Origin of the sequence: Pontivivens nitratireducens (genome assembly GCF_011290545.1) — a bacterium.
Taxonomy (GTDB): Bacteria; Pseudomonadota; Alphaproteobacteria; order Rhodobacterales; family Rhodobacteraceae; genus Pontivivens; species Pontivivens nitratireducens.
On sequence record NZ_CP049811.1, the window covers coordinates 1049248 to 1076078 of the forward strand.

A 26831-nucleotide genomic window follows, 5' to 3' on the forward strand; every position below is an offset into this window, starting at 1 on the left:
TCGGGAATCTGCTACGTCGTTCGTGAAATCGTATATCGGGCGGCATCCGCGAGCGCGTCTGCACGGGTGCCGAAGGGCTTTAGAGCAAAGATAGCCTGCGCGATCAATTCGTCCGCCTTTTGCCGCGCGCCATCCACGCCCAGCAATGACACATAGGTCGCCTTGCCCGCTTGTGCATCCTTGTTCAGTGCCTTGCCTGCCGCCGCTTCGTCCCCGTCAACGTCCAGCAGGTCATCGCGGATTTGAAAGGCGGCGCCCAGGGCATCGGCATAGCTGGTCAGCGCGTCCCGCGCGGTGCTGTCGCCCTGCCCCAGAAGGGCGCCGGACTGGGCCGCGAACCGGATCAGGGCCCCGGTCTTCAACGCCTGCAAAGTGCGGATTTCGAAAAGGTCGAGCATTCGGCCCGCCGTTTCCGCCGCGATATCCATCGCCTGTCCGCCAACCATTCCCCCCTGACCGGATGCAGCGGCCAGCGCGGAAACCAGGGCGATCCGCACAGACGGATCGGGATGTGTTGCGGGGTCGGACAGAATCGCGAAAGCCTGCGTTTGCAGCGCATCACCGGCCAGAACCGCTGTCGCCTCGTCCCATCTGCGGTGCACCGTCGGGCGCCCGCGCCGCAGATCGTCGTCGTCCATGCAGGGCAGGTCGTCGTGGATCAGGCTATAGGCGTGCAAGCATTCGATGGCGGCGGCGGTGTTCAGGGCCAGGTCGCGCGACACGTCGAACAGGGCGGCGCTTTCCACCACCAGAAACCCGCGCAGGCGCTTTCCACCTCCCAGCGTGCCCCAGCGCATCGCCTCGGCAATCGCGTTCCCGGTGGGCAGCAGCGCATCGAGGCGCGCTTCCAGATCGGTGGCGATGGTGCCCAGATATTCGGGAAAGTCCCGCATTATTCGTAGCTTGCCGGTGTCGCGCCGCTGCCCTCACCGGTGATCTGGGCGATCTTCTCCTCGGCGCGGCCGAGCTGGGTTTCGCAGTGCTTTTTCAGCGCGGCACCACGCTCGTAGAGTGTGATCGATTGTTCCAGCGCGACATCGCCGCGTTCCAGCTTGGCGACGACCTGTTCCAGTTCCGCCATGGCCTGCTCGAAAGTGAGGTCCTCGACCTTGGGTTCGCTCATCGCTTTTCCTTTTCGATCAATACGTTGACATGGGCCGCGACAGCCTCGGCCAGCGCGTCCAGATCATAGCCGCCTTCGAGTATGGACACTATCCGTCCCTCGCAATGCCGCGCTGCGATATCGCACAGCGCCTGCGTTAGCCAGACGAAATCCGCTGTCGTCCAATTAAGGTTCGCCAGCGGATCGTCCTTGTGCGCGTCGAACCCGGCCGACAGGATCAGCAGGTCCGGTCTGTATGCTTCGAGGGCGGGAAACACCTTGCTTTCATAGGCTTCGCGCATTTGTGCGCCGCCACTTTCAGGCGGCAGGGGCACGTTCATGATGTTGCCATGCGCGCCGCGCTCCTCCACGTCGCCGGTGCCGGGCCATAGCGGCATCTGGTGCGAGGAGATGAACAGCACCCGCTCCTCATCCCACAGCAGATCCTGCGTTCCGTTGCCGTGATGCACGTCGAAATCGACGATGGCAACACGGGCCAGGCCGTGCATGTCGAGCGCGTGTTTCGCAGCGGCAGCGACGTTCCCGAACAGGCAAAACCCCATCGGCGTGGTCTTTTCCGCGTGATGTCCCGGCGGGCGCATTGCGACGAATGCATTGCCACCGTTGGACAAGACCTCATCCACCGCAGCAATCGCGCCGCCGGCCGCATGCCGTGCCGCCCTCAGTGATCCCGGCGACATCCACGTGTCGGCATCCAGCTGAGCGAGGCCGGATACGGGGCTGGCGGCGGTGATGGCGTCGATGTGACGCTGCGGATGCACGCGCAACAGCGCCGCGTCCGTAACCTCGGGCGCATCCTTTCGGTTGAGCGTGTCAAAAGGGGCGAGCGCCTTGAGGATCGCCTCGACCCTGGCGGCCCGTTCAGGATGGCCCTCGGGTGTCGCGTGGTCGAGGCTGGAAGGGTGAGTGAACAAGACTGTCATGGCCACACGTTAACAGCCCTGAAAACCGGCGTCACGGGGGGGCTGCCCGGATTTCGTCCCCTCAGTCGGGAACCAGCATATACCCCGCGCCCCGGACGGTTTGCAGGTAGCGGGGAGATTTCGGATCGCTCTCGATCTTGCGCCGCAATCGGGTGATCTGCACGTCGATCGCGCGTTCCTGTGCCTGACCGTGATCGCGGCCCAACGCCTCGATCAGGGCCTGACGGGTGATCGGCGTGTGCGGCTCGGCGGCGAAGATTCGCATCAGGGTCTGCTCGGTCGAGGTCAGTCGCACCTGCGTTTCACCCTGCCACATCTCGCCCCGCCCGATATCATAGCGTACCGGGCCGAGCTGCATGGTCTTGGGCGGGTCGTCCTTGCGCGGCCCCTGCGGGGCACGACGCAGGATGGCGTTGATGCGCGCGACCAGTTCACGCGGTTCGAAAGGCTTGGGCAGGTAATCGTCGGCGCCTGCCTCCAGCCCGGTGATGCGGTCGTTGGCATCGCCGCGGGCGGTCAGCAACAGGATCGGCGTCGTGATCGTTTCGCGCAGCGCGCGGGTCAGGCTCAGACCATCCTCGCCCGGCATCATCACGTCGAGCACGATCAGATCGAATTCCAGATTTTCCAACAGCCGCCGGGCATGGGCGGCATCGCGCGCGCCCGAGACGAGGAAGCCCTGGCGAGACAGGAACTTTCGCAGCAGATCGCGGATGCGCTGGTCGTCGTCCACAATCAGGATGTGGACGTCCATGGCCGGATCACTCACGCTCTTCCTCCATCAGGCTGAGCACGCGCGGGCGCATTTCGGGGTCGATCATCTGTTCCAGAACGGTGCGGAATCCATGCACGGCCTCGGGCCCGGCCTCCATGTACGCCTTGCGCATTCGGGTTCGCTGGGATTCCGACAGGGTACGCTCCAGCGTTTTGCCGTTCTCGGTCAGGTAGAGGTTGCGCTGCCGGCGATCGACCTGACCGATGCGGCTTTCGATCAGGTCATCCTCGACCAACTGGCGCAGGACGCGGTTCAGCGATTGCTTTGTCACCCCCAGAATGTCGAGCAGGGCGTTGACCGTCACGCCGGGACGGCGGTTCACGAAATGCAGCGCCCGGTGATGGGCGCGGCCATAGCCGTAATCCTCCAGCAATCGGTCGGGATCGGCGGTAAAGCCGCGATAGGCAAAGAACATCAGCTCGATACCATTGCGAAGCTGATCGTCCGTCAGGAAAAGGAGTTGCTCACTGCGCGGGGCCGTGGCGGCGAAACGTCTGCTCATGGTCGGTCCTGCTTCTGGGCTGCGGTCCTTTTTAAGTCAGTCTTATTGACTATCCAAGGCCGGAATGCTAGCCGAACCCTGTTTTAGTGAAATATAATGGCCAGTGCGGGCCCTTTCGCGCAACATATGAAAATCTTGGCTGAGCGGCCGTAATACGAGGGGATGACCATGGCGGGTGGATACGACGATCGGGATGGACACATCTGGATGGATGGCAAGATGGTGCCGTGGCGGGATGCGAACGTGCATGTCCTGACCCATGCGCTGCATTACGCATCCGCCGTATTCGAGGGAGAGCGCGCCTATAACGGCACGATCTTCAAGAGCCGCGAACACTCGGAGCGACTGCTGCGCTCGGGCCAGCTGATCGAAGCGGAGATCCCCTATACGGTCGATCAGATCGAGGCGGCGAAGGCCGAAGTCCTGAAAGCCAGCGGTCTGAAGGACGCCTATGTCCGTGTGTTGGCATGGCGCGGATCGGGTGAGGATATGGGCGTCGCGTCGCAGCGCAACCCGGTGCGTATGGCCGTCGCCGCCTGGGAATGGGGCGCCTATTACGGCGATGCGAAGATGCAGGGCGCCAAGCTCGACATCTCGAAGTGGAAACGCCCCTCGCCCGAAACCATCCCGAGCGAGGCGAAGGCCGCCGGTCTTTACATGATCTGCACCATGTCCAAGCACGCGGCGGAGGCCAAAGGCTGCTCCGACGCGCTGATGATGGATTATCGCGGCTACGTGGCTGAGGCGACGGGCGCCAACGTGTTCTTCGTCAAGGATGGCAAGGTGCATACGCCCACGCCCGATTGCTTCCTCAACGGAATCACACGCCAGACCGTGATCGGAATGCTGCGCGATCGGGACGTCGAAGTGGTCGAGCGTCACATCATGGCCGAGGAACTGGACGGCTTCGAGCAGTGCTGGCTGACCGGAACCGCCGCCGAGGTGACGCCCGTCGGGCAGATCGGGGAACACACGTTCGAGGTTGGCGCGTTGGCCCGGATGATTGCGGAAGATTACGAAAAAGTGGTGCGCGGGGAGACTTGAGCCCCTCTCGGACTACGCGATATCCTCGCCGCTGGCGTCCTCGGATGGGATGCCTCCGGCGGGGATATTTCGGGAAAGTGAACCGTTACTCCGTCGCGTTCGGGGTGAACAGAGGCGCGCCGTTCATGCGATAGGCGGCGATGGTCGCCTGTCCTTGCGGGCCGGTAATCCAGTCCACGAATATCCGGGCGCTTGTCGCATTGACGCTCGGGCAGTGGTCGGGTGACACGGCAATGACACCATATTGATTGTTCAGATCGGCGTGCCCTTCATAGGCAATGATCAGGTCCGCCGAATTGGCGAAGGTCAGCCATGTCGCGCGGTCGGTCAGGGTGTAGGCATCCATCGCGGCGGCGATGTTGAGCGTGGCACCCATGCCGGATCCGGTTTCGCGATACCATGTGCCAGACGACGTGGTCGGGTCGATGCCGGCCGCGCGCCACAGCTCCGTTTCTCGCCGATGGGTTCCGCTGTCGTCCCCGCGAGACAGGAAGGGTGCCTGCGCGCGGGCGAGAAGCGTGAGCGCATCCGCCGGACTGTCGGCCAGGATGACATCGGGACCGATCAGAATGAAATCATTGTACATCACGTCGCGGCGCGGCAGTCCGTATCCGGCGGCGACAAAGGCATCCTCCGCCGCGCGGGCGTGGACCAAAAGCACGTCACCGTCGCAATTCGTGGCATTGCGGATCGCCTGCCCGGTGCCGACGGCGACAACCCGGGTTTCAATGCCTGTCTCGGCCTCGAACACCGGCAGCAAATGATCGTAGAGGCCGGAGTTCTGGGTCGAGGTGGTGGACTGGATCAGGATGTGATCCTGCGCGACCGCGGGCAGCGTCAGCAACACGAGCAGGGATGCGAGGCGGATCATAGGTAGAGGTCTCCTTGAAGATAGGCGGCAGCCTGCGCCGAGGCTGGCATATCGAAAAAGCGGGAGGCGGGGCTGTGTTCGGCCACCCGCCCGTCGTGCAGGAACAGGATATCATCGGCCAGGCGGCGCGCCTGACCCGCATCATGCGTTACCAGGATAACGCGTACCCCCTGGGCGGTGGCGCGCAGGATCAAGGCCTCGATGGCGGCGGTGGAGCGGGGATCGAGGTTGGATGTCGGTTCGTCCAGCAGCAGCAGGTCCGGGGCGGCTGCCATCGCGCGGACGAGGGCGAGGCGCTGCTGCTCCCCCCCTGACAGGGCACGGGCCGGGGTGCGGGCACGGTCCGTCAGATCACCGAATGCCAGCAGCTCCATCGCGCGGGACAGTCGACGGCGCCGGGGCACCCCGTATTGCCGCAGGGCGTGGGACAGATTGCCCAACGTCGATCGGCGCAGCAGGACAGGTCGCTGGAACACCAGAGCGATGCGATGCTTCTCGGGCGCGTCGGGCCAGGCAAAGTGCACGGTGCCGCCATCGGGTTGGGTGAGCCCGGCTAGCAGGCGCAACAATTGCGTTTTGCCCGCACCGTTCGGCCCCATGATAGCGGTGATATCCGACTGACCCAGTTCGGCGCTGAGCCCGCGCAGGATCGGCTGTCCGCCGCGCCGAAGGTGCACGTCGTGCAACCGCACGGCCGGGGGCCGGGTCTGCGTCCCGCGATGATGTGCCAGATTGGTCAGGCGATTGCTTTCAACCATCGGCCAGCCGGCGGGCGGTGGCCCGCATTCCCATCAGCGCGGCATTGATTCCCAGTGACAGCGCCAGCAGGATCAGGCCGAGGGCCAGGGCAAGTTCCAGCGCGCCGCGTGAAGTTTCGAGCGCGATGGCGGTGGTCATCACGCGGGTGACATGGTCGATATTGCCGCCCACGATGATGACTGCGCCCACCTCGGCCAGTGCGCGGCCTGCACCGGCCAGTACGGCTGTGGTCAGGGCGAACCGTCCGTCCCACATCAGGGTCGCGGCCTGGGCTGTGCGGCTCATCCCCATCGTCGCGAACAGGTCGCGGTATTCCTCGGACAGGTCCGCCACGATCTGCGCGGTCAGGGCCGCGACGATGGGCGTGACGAGGACCGCTTGCGCCAGAATCATCGCGGCGGGCGTGTAGAGCAGGCCGAGAGGGCCAAGCGGGCCCGCCCGGCTGAGCAGCAGGTACAGCGTCAGCCCGACCACCACCGGCGGCAGGCCCATCGCGGCGTTGACCAGAACCAGCAGCGGCAGGCGACCGGGAAACCGGCCCGCGCCGAGGGCCGCACCCAGCGGAAACCCAATCAGGCAGGACAGCGCCACCGCCGCGCCCGAGACCAGCAGCGACAGCCCGACGATCTGCATCAGGTCCGGGTCCAGCGTCAGCACCAGATCGAATGCTGCGAAAAACGCGGTCGTGAAATCCTGCATAACCTGCTCCGCTGCGTCGGTGATCTGCGTTCCGTGTCGAGCATAGGGCCGCGCGGCGATGACCGCCAATGTCCCGCGACAGGACGGCTCGGTTCTGCGACAGATTCGCGGAGCTGACCCGCACACTAGCGGGTGCGAGGCGAACATGACTGGCGATCGTGCGAAACAGTCATGCGCGCTCGATCTGCGATTGCGCGCGACAACACGTCGCGAATCGGCTATCCGGGCGCGTCCCGCCGTTGCGTAGGGTTGAGCGAACGGGGCAAAGTTGCTAAATTATAATAGTCTCGCGCGCCATTCCGGTGCGCAAATGAAGGAGGACATCGTTCTGTCGGAACGTGTTGCCGCGGTGGACACCACCGCACCGGACAGTGCCACGGTCACTACGGCACGAAACGCATTCAGCTCGGCAGAGATGCTGGCGCTGGTGCTGGCCTCGCTCGACGATGACAAGGCCGAAGAGGTCGTATCCATTCCGCTCAAGGGTAAATCCGCCATGGCGGACCATATGGTCGTGGCTTCGGGGCGATCCTCGCGTCAGGTTTCCGCAATGGCGGAAAAGCTGATTGATCGCGTCAAGGCGGCGACCGGAAAGTCGGCGCGCGTCGAGGGGCGTGACACCGGCGACTGGGTGCTGATCGACGCGGGCGATGTCATCGTCCATCTGTTCCGACCGGAAGTGCGCGAGTTCTATCAGCTGGAAAAGATGTGGCTCGGCCCGATGGGCGAGCCGGATCAGCCGTCGACCTGATCGCGGCGTGCGGATTGCGATCGTTGCTGTCGGGCGTCTGCGTACAGGGCCCGAGAAGGACCTGATCGAGGATTACCTCGCCCGGTTCGACCGGTCCGGGCGGCCACATGGCCTCGGCCCTGTCGAGGTGATTGAGGTGGATGACCGCAAGGGCGGCGGCATGGCGGGTGAGGGCAAGCTGCTGGATGCCGCGATCCCGCCCGGAGCGTGGCGCATCGCGCTGGACGAGAGGGGCAAGCTCATCTCCTCGCCCGATTTCGCGACCATGCTTCAGGCGCGGGCAGATGAAGGTCAGCGTGACATGGCCTTCATCATCGGCGGTGCGGACGGTATCGCGCCTGCTTTGCGAAAAACCTGCAACGCTTCGCTGAGTTTCGGGAAAATGGTCTGGCCGCACATGCTGGTGCGGGTGATGCTGGCCGAACAACTGTATCGGGCCGCGTCCATACGGGCGCAATCGCCGTATCACCGGGCCTGAGAGAGACAGATTTTGCCGGGAAATATCGTAGCGATACGCGGCGACTAATCGTCGATCTGACGGGCAACCTCTGGCAGCATGACCGGCACCCCCTCCGTCACCGGATAGGCGAGGCCGGCATTGCGTGAAATCAGTTCCTTCGCCTCACGATCATAGACCAGCACGCCCCGCGTCACGGGACAGACGAGTGTTTCCAGCAATTTGCGGTCCACCACCTGCGTCATCCTGCGCCCGCCTTCATTGCACGATCGACGTGTCGGTGCCATCGCCGGCGCGCAGGGCAAACTCCATCAGCATCACCAGAGTCTCACGCCGGGTGGCCAGCGACGGCGCTTCGAGCAAGGCCTGCTTTTCCTCCGCCTCGAACGGGCAGAGCATCGACAGGGAGTTGATGAGCAACTCCTCATCCGCTTCCTTGAGGCTGTCCCAGTCGCTGGACAGTTGCGCACTGTCGAAAAAGCGTGACAGCAGGTCGAGAAAGGCGTGGCGGTCGAAGGCGTCGTCCTTTTCCTCGACACCCAGATCGCGGCCGAAGCTGCCCCAATCCAGCCGCGCGCGACGGTAGGGGGTAAAGCCCTCGACCTCCTCGATCAGACGAAAGCGGGATATTCCGGTCAGAGACACGATATAGCGCCCGTCATCGGTTTCGGAGAATTGCGTGATACGCCCCGCACAGCCGATGGAATGCAAGCGCGAGGTGCCCTGCGGCCCCTCGGCGGGCTGGATCATGGCAATCATCCGCTCCGGTGTTTTCAGCGCGTCGTCGAACATCGCCAGATAACGCGGCTCAAACAGGTTGAGCGGCAACCGCGCACGGGGCAGCAGCAAGGCACCGCCCAGCGGAAAGATCGGCAGGACCTCGGGCAGATCGGCTGCGGCGAAGCGGCGCATCAGGAAAAGATCATCGAGCTGAGACGGCGGCGGCCCTTGGCGGTCGCGGGATCCTTGGGGCCCATCGCGTCGAACAGCTTGAACAATTGCTGGCGCGCGGCGTCGTCATTCCAGTCGCGGTCGCGGCGGAAGATCTCCAGCAGACTGTCGATGGCCGCGTCGTTTTCGCCTGCGCCGATCTGGGCAAGGGCCAGGTCGAAACGGGCCTGATGATCGTCGGGCGCGGCCTCGACAGCGGCTTGCAGCGTGTCCAGTTCACCCGCACCGGCGCTGGCCTCGGTCAGCTCGATCCGGGCACGCACGGCGGAAATCTCCGCCGCCTCCGCGACCTGTTCCGGGGCGGCGTCCAGAACGGCCTTGGCCTGTGCTGTCTCACCCAGTGCCATATAGGCATTGGCCAGTCCGGCGATGGCGCGGGGCTGGGCGGGGTCTTCCTCCAGTATCGCGGCGAAGACCTGCGCGGCATCCGCGACCTCACCGGCATCGAGCATCTGCTCGGCCTGCTCGATCGCCTCATCCAAACCACCGGACATGTCGCCGCCTGCGGCCTGCACGGTCTTCTCGATGAAGGCCTTGATCTGGCTCTGCGGCAGGGCGCCCTGGAATCCATCGAGCGGTTGGCCCTGATAGAAGGCATAAACGGTGGGCACGGATTGGATGCGAAGCTGGGCGGCGATGGCCTGATTCTCATCCGCGTTCGCCTTGACCAGCTTCACCGCGCCGCGTGCGCCGGTGACTTCGGCCTCGATCATCGGGATGATTTGCTTGGATTGCGGAACCATCGCCGACCAGAAGACGACAAGGACCGGAACCTGCTGCGAGGCATCCACGACATCCGCCATAAAGGTGGCCTCGGTCGTGTCCTTGATCAGATCGGCGGTGTTTGCTGCGGGCGTGGCGTTGAGTTCGAGCATCATCTCTCTCTTATATCATATCTGCGCATATACGGCAGTATTGCCGCGGCAGATGCGTCAATTCGCGTTAGCGGCCAGTCCTGACGTCGCGGTCAGGGCGGCCTGTTCCAGTGCGTCAAAATCGACCAGTTCCGCCATATGGCCGGTATGGTCGAAGACGCGTATCAGATCTGTTGTGGAAATGGCGATGGTCGCCTCGTTGTGCAACGGGTGGCAGTGAAGTGTGTCGCTGTTCATCATCTGGGCATCCAGAACGACCCGTACTGCGTTCTGCGTATCGTTCACCACCGACAGCGGCGTGACCGCGCCGGGGGTGACGCCCAGATGGGTCAGCAGCAGGTCGGGCTTGGCGAAGCTGAGCTTCTTTACCCCGATGGCCCGTTCCAGATCGCGGATGCGGATACGGCGGTTTTCCTCGCAGGTGACCAGAATCAGCGCGCCGGATTTGGATTTCAGGAACATGTTCTTGCAATGCGCGCCGGGGGTGTCGCGGACGGCAGCCTGACTTTGCTCGACGGTGAACAGCGCCTCGTGCCGGGTCAGCGTGAAGGGGATGTTCAGTTCATCCAGCAGTTCGACGAGGTCGGTTTCGGTTTGCGCCCGTGGCATGTCGGTCCTCCCTTGCGCGATGATGTGGTGTCCCCGATGAGGGGCGTCCCGGTCGGCGCGGGCAAGTTAGCGGCTGAGCGGGCAGGCGCAAGGTATCGGCTTTCGACAGGTGCGGATGGCGCGTGCGAAGGTGGGTGAAAACCGGTTCGCGGAATATGAAAAAACCACGATTTTCCGCTTGCGGCCTCCGCACGAATCTTTATACATCGCCCCACCCAAGGATGCGGGCGTAGCTCAGGGGTAGAGCGCAACCTTGCCAAGGTTGAAGTCGGGCGTTCGAATCGCCTCGCCCGCTCCAAATTTTCCTACTTACATTGTTAGCGTGGTAGGGAATTTGGAGCGCCGCCGTGATGCGCGACGTTCCCCCCGATCTTTCTTGACAATCCGCCGTATCGCGCCGCAAGTGTGTAGCGTTGGTTCCCGCCATCCGGCGGGTGAAAAGGGAATGTGCACGGTCATCAGACTGCAAGCACAGCCGCCCCCGCGACCGTGACCGAAGAGGTCCCTCACGCCACTGACCGCAAGGTTGGGAAGGGGAGGGGCCGCCGGGGGACCCCCTCCGAACTTCGCAAGCCGGGAGACCTGCCAGCAAGAGATGTAACCGGCGAACGGGGTGTTTCGTGACTGGCATGTGCAGGCTGCGTTTCCCCGCCTGTTCGCTGGCACTCCTCCCCGCCGTCCGCGTAAGGTAAGGCTGGTGCGATGGTAAAGACCGTTCTGATGGTATGTACGACCTGCAAGGGTGTCGGAGAATACGACCCCGAGGCCCCGCGCCCCGGTGCCGTTCTGATGGACGCGCTGGCCGCCGAAACCCTGCCCGAAAATATCGAGCTGCGCCCGGTCGAATGTCTGTCGGCCTGCAATACCGGCTGCGCCATCGCATTGGCCGCGCCGGGCCGCTGGACCTATGTCTACGGCCGTCTCGACCCGGCTGAGCATGTGGCGCAGATCGTCGAGGGGGCCAGCGCCTATGCCGCGAGCGAGGATGGCCTCGTGCCATGGCGGTCGCGCCCGCAAATTTTCCGCAAACAATCCATCGCGCGCGTTCCGCCGCAGGAGTGAACATGACCGACCTGAACAAAATCCCCGTGACCGTCATCACCGGCTTCCTCGGCTCGGGCAAGACGACGCTGATCCGGCATCTGATGCAAAACCCGCAGGGGCGGCGTCTGGCCGTTCTGGTCAACGAATTCGGTACTGTCGGCGTGGATGGAGAGATTCTGAAGGCCTGTGCCGATGAAAACTGCCCTGAGGAAAACATCGTCGAGCTGGCCAATGGCTGCATCTGCTGCACGGTTGCCGATGATTTCATTCCCACGATCGAGGCATTGATGGCCCTGCCGCAAAAGCCCGATCACATCGTGATTGAGACCAGCGGTCTGGCCCTGCCCAAGCCCTTGCTCAAGGCCTTCGAATGGCCCGCAATCCGGTCGCGCATCACCGTGGACGGTGTGGTCGCGCTGGCCGATGCGGAGGCTGTCGCCGCCGGTCGCTTCGCCCCGAACGTCGAGGCGGTGGAGGCGCAACGTCTCGCGGATGATTCGCTCGATCACGACACGCCCTTGTCCGAGGTGTTCGAGGATCAGATATCATGCGCCGATATCATCCTGCTGACCAAGGCCGATCTGGTGGATGAGGCGCAGATGCAAAAGGCCCGCGACGTGATCGCCGCCGAATCCCCGCGCAAGGTATCGGTCGTGGCGATCAGCGAGGGCGACGTGGATCCGCGCGTGATCCTGGGGTTGGAGGCCGCAGCGGAGGATGATCTGGATGCGCGCCCCTCGCATCACGACGGTCATGACGACCATGAGCATGACGATTTCGACACCATCATGGTGGACCTGCCGGAAATCGCGGATACCGACACGCTGAAATCCGCGATCGAGGGCTTGGCCCGGTCGCATGATGTGCTGCGGGTCAAGGGCTACATCGCGGTCGAGGGCAAGCCCATGCGGATGCTGGTACAGGCCGTGGGCGATCGGGTGCGGATGCAGTACGACACCCCGTGGGGCGGTCGGCCGCGCGTATCCTCGCTGGTGGTGATCGCCGAGCATGACCGGATCGACCCCCCTGCCATTCGCGCCGCGCTGGGGGTCTGACCCACGATGCACGTCATCTTCCGCGAGAGCCACGGACTGGACCAGGGCGACACGCCGTTCGATGTCGGGCAGACGCCCGCCGATCTGGTGGCGATGTCGTTCTCGGATTCCGATCTGGGGGCCTTGGCGGCGGGATGGCATCGCGCCAAGGGCGGTTTGCCCGGTTTGCGGCTGGTCAATCTGGTGGCCCTGAAACATCCGCTGTCCGTCGATACCTACGTCGAGAATACGCTGGAGGGCGCCAAGGGCATCCTGATCCGTCTGATCGGCGGCGCGGGCTACTGGTCCTATGGCCTGATGCAGGTGCAGGATCTGGCCCGGCGCAAGGGGATCGCGCTGGCGATCCTGCCGGCGGACGGGCGTGAAGATACGCAGTTGGACGAGTTGTCCACCATGCCGGTCAGCACGCTGCGCCGTTTGCAACATCTGTGCGATGCGGGCGGGGCTGCCGCAGCACAGGCGGCGCTGGCACAGATGGCGCTGGCGGCGGGTCTGTATGCCGGGCCGGTGATCGGGCAGAAATCCGTGCCGGATTTCGGGTTCTACACGCCTGAGGATGGCGTGATCGCACAGGTGCCGCAGGATGCGCCCCTGGTCGTCGTCAGCTTCTACCGCAGCTATCTGACGGCGGCGGATACCGGTCCGGTGGATGCGCTGATCGCGGCCTTGCGCGATCGGGGATTTGCGGCTGTAGGTGCCTTCGCGCCCAGCCTGAAACAGCCGGAGGCGGCGGAATGGCTGACGGGTGAGCTGAAACGGCTGCAACCGGTCGCCATCGTCAATGCGACGGCATTCTCGGCGCAGGGGGCAGGTGGGGCCGCATCGCCGCTGGATGCGGCGCAGGTGCCGGTCTTTCAGGTGTCGCTGTCCACGGCCCGGCGCAAGGATTGGGCGCTGGGCGACCGGGGGCTATCGCCCGCCGATCTGGCCATGCATGTGGTCCTGCCCGAGGTTGACGGACGGCTGTTCGCCGGGCTGGTCAGCTTCAAGGAGCCGGGCAGGAAAGACCCCGATCTGCAATTCGCCCGCTTCGGCCACCGCCCGCAGGTGGACATGATCGCGGCGGCGGCAGACAAGGTGGCGGCGTGGCACCGACTGGCGCAGGCCCCCGTGGCGGATCGGCGGCTGGCTGTCGTGCTGTCCACTTATCCGGGGCGCGACTACAATCTGGCGCATGCGGTCGGGCTGGACCCGTTGCAATCGAGCGCCGCCATGCTGGCCGATCTGGCCGCCAAGGGCTACACCGTCGAGGTGCCGAAGAATCTGGGCCGCGCGCTGGAAACGCAGGTCATCGAATGGCCGGTCGCAGATTACGTGATAGCGCTGGAAACCTTGCCCGACGCGCTGCAAGAGGATCTGCTGCAAGCATGGGGCGCGGTCGAGGATGACCCGGATGTGACCGGCGGCATGTTCCGTTTCCGTGCCGTCACGGCAGGCAGTGCCCTGGTCGCCTTGCAGCCGGAACGCGGCACGGTGGCGCAGCGTGACGATGATTATCACGATCTGGCCCGCACGCCCCGGCACGCCTATGTCGCGTTCTATCTGATGCTGCGGGCGCGCGGTCTGCACGTGCTGATCCATGTCGGCGCGCATGGCACGCTGGAATGGTTGCCGGGCAAGTCCGTTGCCCTGTCACAGGCGTGCTGGCCAGAAGTGCTCAGCGGGCCGACCCCGACTATCTATCCGTTCATCGTCAACGATCCGGGTGAGGCCGCGCAGGCCAAGCGGCGGATCGGGGCCGTTACGCTGGGGCATCTGCCGCCGCCGATGGCCGATTCCGCTGTGCCCGATGTGCTGAGCCGGCTGGAACAGTTGCTGGACGAATATTCCACCGCTGACGGTCTGGACCCGGCGCGACGCGACCGGTTGATCGGCGCGATTCGGGATGAGGCCCGCGCGCGCGGGGTTGAGGATGATCTGGGCCTGACGCCCGACGCCTCGATGGCTGAGGCGATCACCCGCATCGACCGCTTCGTCTGCGATATCAAGGAAAGCCAGTTCGGTGACGGGCTGCATGTCTATGGCACCGGTCAATGCGGCGCAGCGGAAATGGCAGGGCTGCACGCAGCGCTGGACGGAAGACGGGTGCCGGCGGGGCCGTCAGGCTCCCCCTATCGCGGACGGGGCGACGTGATGCCGACCGGGCGCAACCTGTTCACCACCGATCCGCGCGCGGTCCCGTCGCGGGCCGCGCATGCGCAGGGCGTCAAGCTGGCCGAGGAATTGCTGCGGCGACACTTGCAGGATCATGGCGACTGGCCGCGCGGGCTGGTCGTCGATCTGTGGGGGTCCGCGACGATGCGCACAGCGGGTGAGGAATTCGCCATGGCGCTGCATCTGGCCGGCCTCGCCCCGATCTGGGATGACGGGTCCGAACGCGTCAGCGGGTTCGAGATCGTGCCGCTGGTCCTGCTGAACCGGCCCCGCATCGACGTGACCCTGCGTGTCAGCGGCCTGTTCAGGGATGTGTTTCCCGGACTGGCGCAGATGTTCGAACTGGCGGCGGATGCCCTGGCCGAGCGGGACGAGAGCGTGGAGGACAACCCCTATCAGGCCCGCACGCCGCGTGTCTTCGGGCCTAAGCCGGGGCAGTTCGGCCTGGCCATGGGGGCGGACCTCGACATCTATACCGACGATGCGCGGAGCCGTGCTGGTGAGGCGTGGTTGAGCGCTTCCGAATGGGCGATCAACGCCCAGGGCGATGCCACACGGGATCGCGCGGCCTTGCAGGCGCGGCTGGGCACGGCGGATGCCTTCGTGCATGTGCAGGATCTGGCCGAAACGGATGTTCTGCTGGCCGAGGATTACGCCAGTCACGAGGCAGGCTTCGCCGCGGCACTGGCCGCGCTGGGCCACGCGGCCCCGGCGCTATACCACATGGACAGCACGCGGATGGACAGCCCGCGTGCGCGCACCCTGCCCGAGGAAATCGCCCGAGTCGTCCGGGCGCGAGCCGCGAACCCGGCATGGGCGGACGGCATGATGCGCCATGGTTTTCGCGGCGCGGCGGAGGTTGCGGCCACCCTCGACAATATGGCGGCCTTCGCGCATCTGGCGCAGGTCGTGCCCGGTCACCTGTTCGACGCCTATTTCGATGCCACGCTGGGGCGCGACGAAGTGGTCGCGTTCATGGAGCGGGAAAACCCGGCGGCGCTGGCTGCATTGCGGGCGCGGTTCGCGGCCCTGCACGCGGCGGGTCTGTGGGTGACGCGGCGCAACTCGGTTCTGGCGGAGTTGTCGTGATGACGCCGCAAACCGCAAGCCCGATCGTCAAGGGATGGTGTCCCGGCGCGCTGCGCCCGATGATGTCGGGTGACGGATATCTGGTCCGGATACGCCCCCCGATGGGCCGGTTGAGCATGCGGCAGGCCAGCGGAGTGGCCGCCCTGTCCGCGCGGTTCGGAAGTGGGCTGATCGACCTGTCGGCGCGGGCCAATCTGCAACTGCGCGGTGTTGCGGAACCCGCGCTGGGCGACGTTCAGGACGGCTTGCGCGACCTGGGCCTGTTGGATTCGGACCCGGCGGCCGAGTCGCGGCGTAATCTGGTGATCTCGCCATTTTGGACAACCGGCGACCTGACGCAGAGGATTGCGCTCGATCTGCAAGCGGCCTTGGTTGACGCGGTCGATCTGGACCTGCCTGGAAAGTTCGGGTTCGCGGTGGATTGCGGTGCGGCACCACTGCTGCGTGAGACCTCCGCCGATATTCGGATCGAGCGTGGACGTGATGGTCTGATCTGCCGGGCCGATGGCGCGGGCGAGGGCTGTGCGGTCAACGCCGACACCGCCGTCACCGTCGCGCTGGACATGGCACGGTGGTTCCGGACCGGCACGGAAAAGCGCATGGCCCGGCTGGTGCGACCGCTTCCGCATCGGTTCAAGGGGGCTGAGGCGCGCCCGGCTGGTACGGTCGATAGGACGGGGCTGGCGGGCTTTGCCTTCGGGCGAATCCGGGCGGAGGTTCTGGCCGCGCTTGGCACCGTGCGCCTGACCCCGTGGCGAATGCTGCTGGTCGAGGGGGGCGTGGTCCCGGATCACCCCGATATCCTGCGCCCCGATGATCCGGTGCTGCGAGTCTCCGCCTGTCCGGGTGCGCCCGATTGCGCGCAGGGTCTGGTCGCAACGCGCGAGGTGGCGAAGGCCCTCGCAGGCGCGCTGCCCCCCGGCAAGGGGCTGCACGTTTCAGGCTGTGCCAAGGGCTGCGCCCACCCGCGTCCGCAGGATTATACCCTGACCGGGCAGTCTGGCGGACGCTTCGTTCTGATCCGAAACGGTTGTGCCGGTGACGCGCCGGTGCGATCAGACCTCGACCCGTGTGCGCTGATCGCGGCACCCCACGAATTATTCGAAGGCTGACCATGCCCCATACCTATGTGACCGATGGCGCGGCCATCTATCTGGAATCCTTCGCCACGATCCGGCGTGAGGCGAACCTGTCGCGCTTCACCGCCGAGGAGGAGGTCGTCGCTGTGCGGATGATCCACGCCGCCGGCATGGTCGGGCTGGAGGAGCACATCGCCTTCTCCGGCGATATGCCCGTCGTCGCGCGCGCCGCGTTGGAGGCAGGCGCCCCGATCCTGTGCGACGCCCATATGGTCAGCGAGGGGGTGACGCGCACGCGCTTGCCCGCCGAAAACGAGGTGATCTGCACTCTGCGCGATCCGCGCGTGCCCGAAATGGCAAAGGCGATGGGCAACACACGCTCCGCTGCGGCGCTGGAGTTATGGCGACCGCATCTGGCCGGGGCGCTGGTGGCGATCGGTAATGCGCCAACGGCTCTGTTCCATCTGCTCAACATGCTGGAGGATCCGGATTGCCCGCGCCCGGCGGCCATCATCGGCTGCCCGGTCGGATTTGTCGGAGCGATGGAATCAAAGGCCGCGCTGATGGCGGCCCCCCCTGTGCCCAGTGTTGCGGTCGTGGGGCGGCTGGGCGGATCGGCCATCACGGTGGCGGCGATCAACGCGCTGGCCAGCCGCAAGGAGTGAGAGCATGGGCAAGGTAATCTGCACGGGTCTGGGCCCCGGCAACCCCGATTTGATGAGCGTCCGCTCCGACCGTTTGATCCGGGGTGCGGCGCATGTGGCGTATTTCCGCAAGGAGGGCCGCGCGGGGCAGGCGCGCCGGATCGTCGAGGGGATGCTGGCGGACGGCGTGACAGAATATCCCATGGAATACCCGGTGACAACGGAACTGCATTTCGGCAGCCCGGAATACAAATCCGCGCTGGCCGCTTTCTACGACGATTGGGCGGACCGGCTGGCGGATGTCGCGGCGCGCGGTGACGTGATCGTTCTGTGCGAGGGCGATCCGTTCTTCTACGGCTCGTTCATGCACCTTCACTCCCGCTTGCAAGGGCGGGTGGAGGTCGAGGTCGTGCCGGGCATCACCGGCATGTCCGGTTGCTGGACCGCGACGGATCAGCCGATCACCTGGGGCGACGACGTGCTGACGGTTCTGATGGCGACATTGCCCGAGGATGAGCTGGCATCGCGGGCCGAGGGGTCGGACGCGCTGGTCTTCATGAAGATCGGGCGCAACCTGCCGCGCGTGCGCAGCGCCTTGCAGCGCGCCGGAAAGCTGGATCGCGCCTGGCTGGTCGAGCGTGGCACGATGCCGGGGCAGAAGGTGATGAAGCTGACCGATTTCGACGGTGAGGTGCCCTATTTTGCCATCGTCGTGGTGCATGGACAGGGGCGCAGACCATGAACGCCCCGACGCAGGGCTGGGTCGTGATCGCGGGTCTGGGACCGGGGGATGAGGCGCTCGTGACCTCGCAGGTGCAGGATGCATTGGGGCAGGCGACGGACGTGGTGGGCTATATCCCCTATGTGCGCCGGATCGCGCCGCGCGACGGGCTAACCCTGCATGAAAGTGACAACCGGGTGGAACTGGACCGTGCTGCACATGCGCTGGATATGGCGGCGCAGGGCCGGCGCGTCGTCGTGGTGTCGTCAGGCGATCCGGGCGTCTTCGCCATGGCCTCAGCCCTGTTCGAGGCGTTGGAAGCGGGGCCGGAGGCATGGCGCGAACTGGATATTCAGGTGCTGCCGGGCATCACCGCCATGCTGGCGGCGGCGGCGCGCATCGGCGCGCCGCTGGGCCATGATTTCTGTGCGATCAACCTGTCCGACAACCTCAAGCCGTGGGACTTGATCGAAACGCGGTTGCGCGCGGCGGGGGGCGCCGGTTTCGCCATGGCGTTCTACAATCCACGTTCGAAAAGCCGGCCGCACCAGTTCGCGCGCGCGCTGGAGATCTTGCGTGAGGAATGCGGCGGCGACACGCTGATCTCCTTCGCCCGCGCGGTCAGCACGGATGAGGAACGGATCGTGACAGTGACGTTGGACGAGGCGACACCGGACATGGCGGATATGCGCACCGTCGTCATCGTTGGCAACCGGGACACGCGGCGCGTCGGCCGGTTCGTCTATACGCCGCGATCCGCTGAATGAGTAAGCCAGCGCATAACCTCGGCCTGCGTCGCGAAAACAGTGCGTGCGAGTATCGCTGGCCGGTCGATCATGATGACCGGCAAGTTCAGGGCGCGGGCCGCGTCGAGTTTTGCCCGTGCGCCCTCGCTGCCGGAATTTTTCGACACGATCACTTCGATCCCGTGGTCGCGCAGCAGGGCGAGGTCGGTGGCGTAATCGAACGGCCCCTTGGCGACGATCACGTTCGCACGCGGCAGGGGCAACGGTTCGGCGGGCGGGTCCACCAGGCGCAGCAGATAGTGGTGCGGCGTGTCCGCGAACAGTCCGATATGCTGCTTGCCAATGGCGAGGAAGACCCGCGCCGCGCGGTCGGGCAGGGCGCTGGCCGCCGCCTCGATATCAGGCACACGGGTCCAGGTTTCCTCAATTTGCCATGCGGGGCGTTCGAGGGCGCAGAGCGGTCCGTCGCAGGCGGCGATGGCGTTCCGGCTCATCCCCGCGGCGAAGGGGTGCGTGGCGTCGATCACATGCGTGATACGCTCGGATGCCAGATAGGCGCGCAAGCCGTCGACACCGCCGAAGCCGCCCGAACGGGTCGGGATCAGTTGGCGGACAGGATGACGCGTGCGTCCCGCATAGGAATAGACGGCGTCGATCTTCGCCGCGTGCAGGGCTTGCGCCATGCGGTTGGCCTCGGTCGTGCCGCCGAGCAGGAGTACGCGCATGTCTGATCCCCGCATCACGATCATCGGATTGGGCGAAGGCGGTCGCGACGGGTTGAGCGCGGCGAGCCTTCGGGCCTTGGACGCAGCCGATATCATATTCGGCGGGCCGCGACATCTGGAATTGGTGGATGCCGGGGCCCGGGGCGCGGCTTGGCCGGTGCCGTTTTCGATCGCGCCGGTCCTGGCGCATCAGGATCGGCGGGTGGTCGTACTGGCCTCGGGCGATCCGTTCTGGTTCGGGGCCGGGGCGATGCTGGCCGAGGCCTTGCCCCCTGGCGCATGGGCCGCGCATCCCGCGCCGTCCACCTTCGCATTGGTCGCGGCGGCGCTGGGCTGGCGGATGGAGGCGGTGCAATGCATCGGCCTGCACGCGGCCCCGATGGCGCGTTTGCGGCCCGTGTTGCAGGATGGCGCGCGGCTGATCTGCACGATGCGCGATGGCGCGGCCCCGGCGGAGCTGGCGACCTATCTGTGCGAAACAGGCTTCGGCACGTCGCGCGTTATCGTGGCGGAGGCGATGGGCGGTCCGAAGCAACGTGTACGTTCCTGCACGGCGCAGGCCTTCGACCTGACGGATATATGCGCGCCCGTCGTGGTGGCGGTTGAGGCGCGTGGGCGCGGCCTGCCGCGCACCTGCGGCCTGCCGGACGATCTTTTCCAGAGCGATGGACAGATCACCAAACAACCGATCCGCGCGTTGACCCTTTCGACCCTCGCGCCCCATGCGGGGGAACATTTGTGGGATCTGGGGGCCGGTTCCGGCTCCATCAGTGTGGAGTGGTGTCTGGCGGCGGGGGGCAGCGCCTCGGCGGTGGAGGTGCGGGCGGACCGCGCGAAAAATATCGTCGCGAACGCGGCACAATTCGGGCTGGATCACCGGATAGGCGTCACCACCGCGCGGCTGCCCGCAGGGTTGGCGGCACTGCCCACGCCCGATGCCGTGTTCATCGGCGGCGGCGCGGGTGAGGCGATGTTGCAAGCCGTCTGGGACGCTATGCCGACGGGCGCGCGCCTGCTGATGAACGGCGTCACGCTGGAAACGGAGGCCTTGCTGGCTGGCTGGCATGCCAATCACGGGGGCCGGTTGATGCAGTTTTCCATCGCTGAGGCCGAACCGCTGGGGCGGATGCGCGGCTGGATCGCCGCGCGTCCCGTCACGCAGTGGAGCGTCGTGAAAGGAATATCATAGGATGAAAGTTGCGGGAATCGGGTTTCGCGCCGAGGCCACTGCCGCCGCGATCCATGACGCGCTGGGCGGTGCGCAGGTGGATGCCCTGGCCACGCTGGACCGCAAGGCGGAAGCCCTGCGCGGCCTGATCCCCGGCCTGCCGGTGGTCGGGGTGGCACAGACTGCACTGGCAGGGGTGGAGACCTCGACGACCTCCGCCCGGGTGCTGGCCGAATTCGGAACAGGCTCCCTGGCGGAGGCAACGGCGCTGGTCGCGGCTGGACCGCAGGCGCGCCTGATAGTAACCCGGCGGATATCGTCGGATGGCATGGCAACTGCCGCCATAGCGGAAGGACAGGATGGATGACCGTACATTTCGTAGGCGCGGGGCCGGGGGCCGCCGATCTGATCACCTTGCGCGGGCGCGACCTGATCGCGGCCTGCCCGGTGTGTCTGTATGCCGGATCGCTGGTGCCCGCGGCCTTGCTGGAGTATTGCCCCGAGGGCGCGCGGATCGTGAACACCGCGCCGATGTCGTTGGATGAGATCATCACGGAAATATCCTCGGCTCACGCGCAGGGGCGGGACGTGGTGCGGCTGCATTCGGGCGATTTGTCGATCTGGTCGGCCATGGGTGAGCAGTTGCGCCGGCTGCGCGCGCTGGACATTCCCTATGACGTGACGCCGGGGGTTCCGGCATTCTCGGCCGCGGCGGCGGTTCTGGAAAACGAGCTGACGCTGCCCGGCGTGGCGCAATCGGTCGTGCTGACGCGCACCTCGGGCCGAGCGAGCGCGATGCCCTCCGGCGAGACGCTGGAAAATTTCGCGCGGACCGGCGCGACGCTGGCGATCCACCTGTCGGTGCATGTCTTGTCGCGTGTGGTGGAGGAGTTGACCCCTCACTACGGCCCCGACTGTCCGGTGGCGGTGGTCTGGCGGGCCAGCTGGCCCGATCAACGGGTCGTGCGGGCGAAGCTGGGCAGTATCGAGGCATCGGTGGGTGAGGAAGTGGCGCGCACGGCGCTGATCCTCGTCGGTCCGGCGCTGGCCGCCGAAGGCTTCGACGAAAGCCAGCTTTACGCCGGTGATTATGACCGCCGGTTCCGGCCTGTCGGGACCCAGCCACGGTTCCCCGAAGGGACGGAATGATGCCGCCGGGCCTGATGATCTCCGCCCCCGCGTCGGGGACGGGCAAGACGACGCTGATGCTGGGCCTGCTGCGCGCCTACCGCGATGCGGGACTGACCGTGCAGGCGTTCAAGAGCGGGCCGGATTATATCGACCCGGCCTTTCACCACGCGGCGTCGGGGCGACCGTCCTATAACCTCGACACGTGGTCGATGGATGCCAATTTGCTGGACGGGTTGAGCGCGCGCGCGGCAGGTGCCGATCTGGTGCTGGCCGAGGGGTCCATGGGATTGTTCGACGGTGTGCCGCTGAACGGGCGATCCGGCACCGGTGCCAGTGCGGACATGGCCACCCGCAACGGCTGGCCGGTGGTTCTGGTGATCGACGTGTCGGGACAGGCGCAATCGGCGGCAGCGACGGCGCTGGGCTTTCGCGACCTGCGCCCGGACATGCCGTTCGCGGGCGTGGTTCTGAACCGGGTGGCCAGCCCCCGACACGAACGCCTGATCCGCGAGGGGATGGAGGCCGCCGGGATAGAGGTCTTCGGCGCTCTGCCCCGCAACAGCCACACCGAGATGCCGGAGCGTCACCTCGGCCTTGTCCAGGCGTTGGAGCATGAGGGCATCGACACCTTGCTGGACGATGCGGCGACGTTCATTCGCGACAACCTCGATTTGCAGGCGCTGCGGGCAGCGGCGCGGTGCAATCCGATGCCCGAGGCTGCGCCGCTGGCGGCTGTTGTTCCGCCCGGTCAGCGGATAGCGCTGGCGCAGGATGCCGCGTTTTCCTTCGTCTATCCCCATATTCAGGATGGCTGGCGCGCCGCAGGGGCCGAGATCCTGCCGTTCTCACCCCTTGCCGATCAGGCGCCCGACCCGAGCGCGGATGTGGTGTGGATGCCCGGCGGCTACCCCGAGCTTCACGCCGGACGGATCGCGGCGGCGCGGACCTATCTGAACGGTTTGCGGGACTTCGCCCGGACAGGGCCGGTGCATGGTGAATGCGGTGGCTACATGGCGATGGGCCAGGCGCTGATCGACAAGGACGGGGTGCGGCATGAGATGGCCGGGCTGCTCGGCCTCGTGACCTCGTATGAGAAGCGCAAGATGCATCTGGGCTACCGCATGGCGACGCTGGCCGACGGGCAGAAACTGCGCGGGCATGAGTTTCACTATTCTTCGATTCTGGAGCAGCCCGACGCCCCCCTCGCGGAGGTGGCCGACGCGAATGGCCAGCCGGTGGTCGAGACCGGATCGCGCCGCGACCATGCCACTGGCACGTTCTTTCATCTGATCACGGCGGAGGGGACATGAGCGGTTTCGTCAGCTTCGTATCCTCCGGTCCCGGCGACCCGGAACTTCTGACGCTCAAGGCGGTGGACCGGTTGGGCAAGGCAGACGCGATCCTGTTCGACGACCTGTCCGCCGGGCCGATTCTGGATCATGCGCGCAAGGATGCCGATCTGGTGGGCGTCGGAAAGCGGGCGGGGCGGGCCTCACCCTCGCAGGATCACGTCAGCCGGCTGCTGGTGGACTACGCCAAGGCAGGCCAGCATGTCGTGCGCTTGAAATCCGGCGATGCGGGCATCTTTGGCCGGTTGGAGGAAGAGCTGACGGCGCTGCGGGCCGCCGGGATGAAGTACGAGATCATTCCAGGTGTCACCTCAGCTTCCGCCGCGGCGGCGGCTGTCGGTATTCCGTTGACGCGCAGACTGGTCGCGCGGCGGGTGCAGTTCATCACCGGTCACGACATCGCGGGTGCCTTGCCCGAGGATATCAACATGTCCGCCCTCGCCGATCCGCAGGCCACGACCGTCGTCTACATGGGCAAGCGGACATGGCCCAAACTGGCGCGGCAGTTGATGGATGCCGGCCTACCCCATGACACGCCCGCGCTGCTGGCCCATGCCGTCAGCACACCGGAGCAGAGCGTCGAGCGGATGAGTGTCGCGGCACTGGCAACCCGGCTGGAGGCCACCAGCAGCACCACGCCCGCCCTGATCCTTTTCGGAGCATTGGCCCAAGGCGACGATTGACACACGGCTTTGCAGCATGGCAACTGAAAGGGACGGTTCCCGGCGATATCACGATGTCGGGATCAAAAGGGAACACGGTGCGGTGTGCTGAAGCCACGCCAATACCGGGACTGCCCCCGCAACTGTAGGCGGAGAGTCCGTTCGATGAATGCCACTGGCCCCCGGGCTGGGAAGGTTCGGACGGATGTCGACCCGCAAGTCAGGAGACCTGCCGTCATCCCCCTCGCAAGGCGAACCGGGGGGCGCGAAACCGGGCCACGGCCCAGCACTGAAACGCCGTCGGGTGAGACGGTCTTGAAAGGATGAACTACATGCATATCGAACCGGGCCTCGTTGATGGCGCCAAGATCGGACTGAGCTATGCCACCGCAGCAGGGGCGAGTGTTTATGCCGCGAAGCTGACCTGGAACACGCTGCTGGAGAGCGGCCCCGTGGCGCTGATCGCGCGGGCGCTGGTCGCGACGGTCGCGGTCTTCGTGTTCTTCGAGGTGCTGCCGCACTTCACTGTCGGCGTGTCCGAGGTTCACTTCATCCTCGGTTCCAGCCTGTTCCTGATCCTTGGCGCGGCACCGGCTGCAATTGGCCTCGCGCTTGGCCTGCTGTTGCAAGGGATGCTGTTGGCGCCGACCGACCTGCCGCAATACGCGATGAACGTCACCACGCTGCTGGTTCCGCTGTTCGCGCTGCAAGCGATCGCCGCACGCGTTATCGCGCCGGGCACCGCCTATGTCGATCTGAGCTACCGCCAGGTCGTGGCGCTGTCCGCGTCATTCCAGGGCGGCACGGTCGCCTGGGTCGCGTTCTGGGCGTTCTACGGCCAAGGCTTCGGCGCGGAGAATGTATCCTCCGTCATGGCATTCGGTGCGGCCTACATGACGGTCGTGCTGATCGAGCCGCTGCTTGATCTGGGATTGCTGGCCGGTGCCAAGGCCATGCGCGACAACAAGCTGTTCACGCCGCGCCTGCATAACGCAGCCTGATCCAGGCCAATCCAGTACGCGAACGCGGTCCCTGCACGGGGGCCGCGTTTTTCATAAGGGGTCAGCGATGATCGACCTGATGCTGATCGGTATCGGCACCGGCAATCCCGAGCATGTGACCTTGCAGGCGGCCCGGTTGCTGAACGATGCGGATCTGATTCTGATCCCGGACAAGGGCGAGGACAAATCCGATCTGGCGCGGGTCCGACGGCAGATTTGCGATACGGTCCTGACCGGAGGAACGAGGGTCGTGTCCTTCGATCTGCCGACGCGGGATGAGGCGACGCCGGACTACCATGCCCGCGTCGTGGATTGGCACGATGCGATTGCGGCGATCTGGGTGCGGGAAATCCGCGAAAACCTGGGGCCACAGGGCAAGGTCGCGTTTCTGGTCTGGGGCGATCCATCGCTATATGACAGCACGCTGCGGATTGCGGATCGGGTTGCGAAGATTCTGCCGTTGCGGGTGCGCGTGGTGCCCGGCATCACCAGCCTTCAGGCGCTGACAGCGGCGCACCGCATCCCGATCAACGATCTGGGCGCACCATTCACGGTGACCACCGGGCGGCAGTTGCGCGATGCCGGCTGGCCCGATGGCGTGGACACGCTGGCCGTAATGCTGGACGGGCAATGCAGTTTTCAGTCCATCCCGCCCAAAGGGGTGCATATCTGGTGGTCTGGCTATGCCGGGATGGTGCAGGAGATCAACTTGTCCGGCCCCCTGGCCGAGACCGCACCGCAGATCATGGCCGCACGGGCCGAGGCCCGGGCCCAACACGGCTGGATCATGGATATTTATCTGATGCGTCGCCAGACGCCGCGAGGAGACACCGATGAGTGATGACACCGACGCCCGCCATGCGGAGAAGATGCGCAAGATCAAGGCCGCGCGTGACAAGATGATGCAGACCAAGACCGAGGAGAAGGGCCTGATCATGGTCCATACAGGTCCGGGGAAGGGCAAATCCTCCTCCGGCTTCGGAATGATCATGCGATGCATCGCGCACGAAATGCCCTGCGCCGTTGTTCAATTCATCAAGGGCAACTGGGACACGGGTGAGAAGACGTTCCTGCGCGAACGCTTCGCGGACGAATGCCAGTTCATCGTCTCGGGTGAGGGGTTCACCTGGGAGACACAGGACCGCGCGCGCGATGTTGCGGCGGCCGAGGCAGGCTGGGCCAAGGCGAAGGAGCTGATCCTGAACCCCGATATCCAGTTCGTGATGCTGGATGAGATCAATATCGCGCTGCGCTACGATTATCTGAACATCGACGAGGTCGTCGAATTCCTGCTGACCCAAAAACCGCAGATGACCCATGTTCTGTTGACCGGTCGCAACGCAAAGCCCGAACTGATCGAGGCCGCCGATCTGGTGACGGAGATGTCGCTGATCAAGCATCCGTTCCGCGACGGGATCAAGGCGCAGGTCGGCGTCGAGTTCTGAACCGGACATGAAAGACGCGGCGAGGGTTTCCCCTGCCGCGTCAAGCGTAAGTATATGATTTAGGTCATTTTGGTCCGGCAAAGAACCAGATAATGAATCCGATGACTGGCAACACCAGCACCAGAAGAACCCAGAGTACCTTTGAGCCCGTGCTTGCGCTCGAGCCGAGAATCTTGATCAGTGCCCAGAGCCAGAGTCCGAGCCAGATAATTCCAAGAATGAATTCCATTTTCAGTCCGTCCGTTCAGTTGCGATTGTATAAGTAACAGCGCAGCCGTGAATTGGTTCCGTTCCGCGTCAGTTGTCGCTGCCGAACCCCGGTTGCCGACTTCGCGTCGAACAGCATCACGTGGGCCGGATCGAAGCGGGCCAATGATCAGCACATCCCCGCCCGATGGGTGGGGTCTTCATCACGGTCAAGCTGGTTGGGCTGGGTGTATACCCGAAGCCATTCCAAGCTATATCCTGTAATGCAGACG

The 26831-nt window shown here is 65.3% G+C and carries 32 protein-coding genes, 1 tRNA gene and 2 riboswitches; of the genes, 19 read left to right on the forward strand and 14 right to left on the reverse strand.

Translation table 11 applies throughout. The features are described 5' to 3' along the window. Positions 1–11: 11 nt before the first annotated feature. The 5 genes from G8E03_RS05070 to G8E03_RS05090 form a co-directional block, all read right to left on the reverse strand. The gene (locus G8E03_RS05070; RefSeq protein ID WP_166189355.1) at positions 12–893 is read right to left on the reverse strand and encodes a polyprenyl synthetase family protein; all 882 of its coding nucleotides are present in this window, start codon (positions 891–893) and stop codon (positions 12–14) included. Next, on the reverse strand, positions 893–1123 hold the full coding sequence (locus G8E03_RS05075) for an exodeoxyribonuclease VII small subunit (RefSeq protein WP_166189357.1): 231 nt from the start codon (positions 1121–1123) through the stop codon (positions 893–895). The genes G8E03_RS05070 and G8E03_RS05075 overlap by 1 nt, the downstream gene beginning before the upstream one ends. Next, complete coding sequence (locus tag G8E03_RS05080) at positions 1120–2046, reverse strand: histone deacetylase family protein (RefSeq protein ID WP_166189359.1); 927 nt, start codon at positions 2044–2046, stop codon at positions 1120–1122. Before G8E03_RS05080 ends, G8E03_RS05075 begins: the two co-directional genes overlap by 4 nt. Positions 2047–2107: 61 nt before the next feature. Next, entirely contained in the window at positions 2108–2815 is a 708-nt protein-coding gene (locus tag G8E03_RS05085) for a response regulator (RefSeq protein WP_166189362.1), read from the reverse strand. Beyond that, positions 2808–3323, reverse strand: coding sequence for a MarR family winged helix-turn-helix transcriptional regulator (locus G8E03_RS05090; protein WP_166189364.1), 516 nt, complete (start codon positions 3321–3323; stop codon positions 2808–2810). Before G8E03_RS05090 ends, G8E03_RS05085 begins: the two co-directional genes overlap by 8 nt. A 168-nt stretch (positions 3324–3491) precedes the next feature. On the opposite strand from G8E03_RS05090, the gene G8E03_RS05095 reads away from it, so the two are divergent. Beyond that, on the forward strand, positions 3492–4367 hold the full coding sequence (locus G8E03_RS05095) for a branched-chain amino acid aminotransferase (RefSeq protein ID WP_166189366.1): 876 nt from the start codon (positions 3492–3494) through the stop codon (positions 4365–4367). Between the two features lie 85 nt (positions 4368–4452). Here G8E03_RS05095 and G8E03_RS05100 read toward each other — a convergent pair whose 3' ends face one another. The 3 genes from G8E03_RS05100 to G8E03_RS05110 are packed head-to-tail and all read right to left on the reverse strand — an operon-like array spanning position 4453 to position 6696. Beyond that, complete coding sequence (locus G8E03_RS05100; protein WP_166189369.1) at positions 4453–5238, reverse strand: ABC transporter substrate-binding protein; 786 nt, start codon at positions 5236–5238, stop codon at positions 4453–4455. Then, positions 5235–5996, reverse strand: a complete 762-nt coding sequence (locus tag G8E03_RS05105; protein WP_166189372.1) for an ATP-binding cassette domain-containing protein — start codon at positions 5994–5996, stop codon at positions 5235–5237. Before G8E03_RS05105 ends, G8E03_RS05100 begins: the two co-directional genes overlap by 4 nt. After that, positions 5989–6696: an ABC transporter permease gene (locus G8E03_RS05110; protein ID WP_166189375.1), complete on the reverse strand. Its 708-nt coding sequence runs from the start codon at positions 6694–6696 to the stop codon at positions 5989–5991. Before G8E03_RS05110 ends, G8E03_RS05105 begins: the two co-directional genes overlap by 8 nt. 310 nt (positions 6697–7006) lie before the next feature. On the opposite strand from G8E03_RS05110, the gene rsfS reads away from it, so the two are divergent. Together rsfS and rlmH are read left to right on the forward strand one after the other, a co-directional pair. Continuing rightward, the gene (gene rsfS, locus G8E03_RS05115; RefSeq protein WP_166189377.1) at positions 7007–7447 is read left to right on the forward strand and encodes a ribosome silencing factor; all 441 of its coding nucleotides are present in this window, start codon (positions 7007–7009) and stop codon (positions 7445–7447) included. 7 nt (positions 7448–7454) lie between these two features. Beyond that, positions 7455–7925, forward strand: coding sequence for a 23S rRNA (pseudouridine(1915)-N(3))-methyltransferase RlmH (gene rlmH, locus G8E03_RS05120; protein WP_166189379.1), 471 nt, complete (start codon positions 7455–7457; stop codon positions 7923–7925). Positions 7926–7969: 44 nt separating this feature from the next. On the opposite strand, the gene G8E03_RS05125 is transcribed toward rlmH, so the two are convergent. Genes G8E03_RS05125 through G8E03_RS05140 form a run of 4 tightly spaced genes read right to left on the reverse strand, consistent with a single transcriptional unit; the run spans position 7970 to position 10339 of the window. Further along, positions 7970–8149: a Trm112 family protein gene (locus G8E03_RS05125; RefSeq protein WP_166189382.1), complete on the reverse strand. Its 180-nt coding sequence runs from the start codon at positions 8147–8149 to the stop codon at positions 7970–7972. A gap of 13 nt (positions 8150–8162) precedes the next feature. Further along, positions 8163–8816 carry an LON peptidase substrate-binding domain-containing protein gene (locus tag G8E03_RS05130; RefSeq protein WP_166189385.1) on the reverse strand — a complete coding sequence of 218 codons (654 nt, stop codon included), beginning with the start codon at positions 8814–8816 and terminating at the stop codon, positions 8163–8165. Continuing rightward, positions 8816–9730, reverse strand: a complete 915-nt coding sequence (locus tag G8E03_RS05135) for a tetratricopeptide repeat protein (protein WP_166189387.1) — start codon at positions 9728–9730, stop codon at positions 8816–8818. The genes G8E03_RS05130 and G8E03_RS05135 overlap by 1 nt, the downstream gene beginning before the upstream one ends. A 57-nt stretch (positions 9731–9787) precedes the next feature. Continuing rightward, positions 9788–10339, reverse strand: a complete 552-nt coding sequence (locus tag G8E03_RS05140) for a prolyl-tRNA synthetase associated domain-containing protein (RefSeq protein ID WP_166189389.1) — start codon at positions 10337–10339, stop codon at positions 9788–9790. A gap of 223 nt (positions 10340–10562) precedes the next feature. On the opposite strand from G8E03_RS05140, the gene G8E03_RS05145 reads away from it, so the two are divergent. From G8E03_RS05145 to cobJ, 8 genes are all read left to right on the forward strand, one after another. Next, positions 10563–10637, forward strand: a tRNA-Gly gene (locus G8E03_RS05145). Positions 10638–10736: 99 nt separating this feature from the next. After that, a riboswitch (cobalamin riboswitch) is annotated at positions 10737–10943 on the forward strand. A gap of 98 nt (positions 10944–11041) precedes the next feature. Then, positions 11042–11401 (forward strand): DUF1636 domain-containing protein, encoded by a 360-nt coding sequence (locus tag G8E03_RS05150; protein WP_166189391.1) that lies wholly within the window; start codon positions 11042–11044, stop codon positions 11399–11401. Positions 11402–11403: 2 nt separating this feature from the next. Further along, a complete protein-coding gene (gene cobW, locus G8E03_RS05155) occupies positions 11404–12438 on the forward strand; it encodes a cobalamin biosynthesis protein CobW (protein WP_166189393.1) in 1035 nt (344 codons plus the stop codon). Positions 12439–12444: 6 nt separating this feature from the next. Then, entirely contained in the window at positions 12445–15681 is a 3237-nt protein-coding gene (gene cobN, locus G8E03_RS05160; protein WP_166189395.1) for a cobaltochelatase subunit CobN, read from the forward strand. Then, positions 15681–16793, forward strand: coding sequence for a precorrin-3B synthase (locus G8E03_RS05165; protein ID WP_166189398.1), 1113 nt, complete (start codon positions 15681–15683; stop codon positions 16791–16793). Before cobN ends, G8E03_RS05165 begins: the two co-directional genes overlap by 1 nt. Before the next feature lie 2 nt (positions 16794–16795). Next, on the forward strand, positions 16796–17425 hold the full coding sequence (locus G8E03_RS05170) for a precorrin-8X methylmutase (protein ID WP_166189401.1): 630 nt from the start codon (positions 16796–16798) through the stop codon (positions 17423–17425). A gap of 4 nt (positions 17426–17429) precedes the next feature. Further along, a complete protein-coding gene (gene cobI / locus G8E03_RS05175; protein ID WP_166189403.1) occupies positions 17430–18146 on the forward strand; it encodes a precorrin-2 C(20)-methyltransferase in 717 nt (238 codons plus the stop codon). Continuing rightward, positions 18143–18892: a precorrin-3B C(17)-methyltransferase gene (cobJ, locus tag G8E03_RS05180; RefSeq protein WP_166189405.1), complete on the forward strand. Its 750-nt coding sequence runs from the start codon at positions 18143–18145 to the stop codon at positions 18890–18892. Before cobI ends, cobJ begins: the two co-directional genes overlap by 4 nt. On the opposite strand, the gene G8E03_RS05185 is transcribed toward cobJ, so the two are convergent. After that, the gene (locus tag G8E03_RS05185; RefSeq protein ID WP_166189407.1) at positions 18868–19596 is read right to left on the reverse strand and encodes a cobalt-precorrin-6A reductase; all 729 of its coding nucleotides are present in this window, start codon (positions 19594–19596) and stop codon (positions 18868–18870) included. The genes cobJ and G8E03_RS05185 overlap by 25 nt on opposite strands. On the opposite strand from G8E03_RS05185, the gene cbiE reads away from it, so the two are divergent. The 8 genes from cbiE (at position 19595) to cobO (ending at position 26352) form a co-directional block, all read left to right on the forward strand. Further along, on the forward strand, positions 19595–20785 hold the full coding sequence (gene cbiE, locus G8E03_RS05190) for a precorrin-6y C5,15-methyltransferase (decarboxylating) subunit CbiE (RefSeq protein ID WP_166189410.1): 1191 nt from the start codon (positions 19595–19597) through the stop codon (positions 20783–20785). The genes G8E03_RS05185 and cbiE overlap by 2 nt on opposite strands. 1 nt (position 20786) lies before the next feature. Beyond that, positions 20787–21131 (forward strand): cobalamin biosynthesis protein, encoded by a 345-nt coding sequence (locus tag G8E03_RS05195; protein ID WP_166189412.1) that lies wholly within the window; start codon positions 20787–20789, stop codon positions 21129–21131. Then, a complete protein-coding gene (cobM, locus tag G8E03_RS05200; RefSeq protein ID WP_166189414.1) occupies positions 21128–21913 on the forward strand; it encodes a precorrin-4 C(11)-methyltransferase in 786 nt (261 codons plus the stop codon). The genes G8E03_RS05195 and cobM overlap by 4 nt, the downstream gene beginning before the upstream one ends. Continuing rightward, complete coding sequence (locus tag G8E03_RS05205; protein WP_205793268.1) at positions 21910–23205, forward strand: cobyrinic acid a,c-diamide synthase CobB; 1296 nt, start codon at positions 21910–21912, stop codon at positions 23203–23205. The genes cobM and G8E03_RS05205 overlap by 4 nt, the downstream gene beginning before the upstream one ends. Next, a complete protein-coding gene (gene cobA / locus G8E03_RS05210; RefSeq protein WP_166189416.1) occupies positions 23202–23927 on the forward strand; it encodes a uroporphyrinogen-III C-methyltransferase in 726 nt (241 codons plus the stop codon). The genes G8E03_RS05205 and cobA overlap by 4 nt, the downstream gene beginning before the upstream one ends. Before the next feature lie 16 nt (positions 23928–23943). Continuing rightward, positions 23944–24157: riboswitch (cobalamin riboswitch) on the forward strand. Positions 24158–24238: 81 nt separating this feature from the next. Next, a complete protein-coding gene (locus G8E03_RS05215) occupies positions 24239–24907 on the forward strand; it encodes an energy-coupling factor ABC transporter permease (RefSeq protein ID WP_166189418.1) in 669 nt (222 codons plus the stop codon). A gap of 67 nt (positions 24908–24974) precedes the next feature. Further along, complete coding sequence (cobF, locus tag G8E03_RS05220; protein WP_166189420.1) at positions 24975–25748, forward strand: precorrin-6A synthase (deacetylating); 774 nt, start codon at positions 24975–24977, stop codon at positions 25746–25748. Further along, positions 25741–26352 (forward strand): cob(I)yrinic acid a,c-diamide adenosyltransferase, encoded by a 612-nt coding sequence (gene cobO / locus G8E03_RS05225; RefSeq protein ID WP_166189423.1) that lies wholly within the window; start codon positions 25741–25743, stop codon positions 26350–26352. Before cobF ends, cobO begins: the two co-directional genes overlap by 8 nt. A gap of 64 nt (positions 26353–26416) precedes the next feature. Here the strand turns inward: cobO and G8E03_RS05230 are convergent, their stop codons facing one another. Beyond that, on the reverse strand, positions 26417–26581 hold the full coding sequence (locus tag G8E03_RS05230; protein ID WP_166189425.1) for a PLDc N-terminal domain-containing protein: 165 nt from the start codon (positions 26579–26581) through the stop codon (positions 26417–26419). Between the last annotated feature and the right edge of the window lie 250 nt (positions 26582–26831).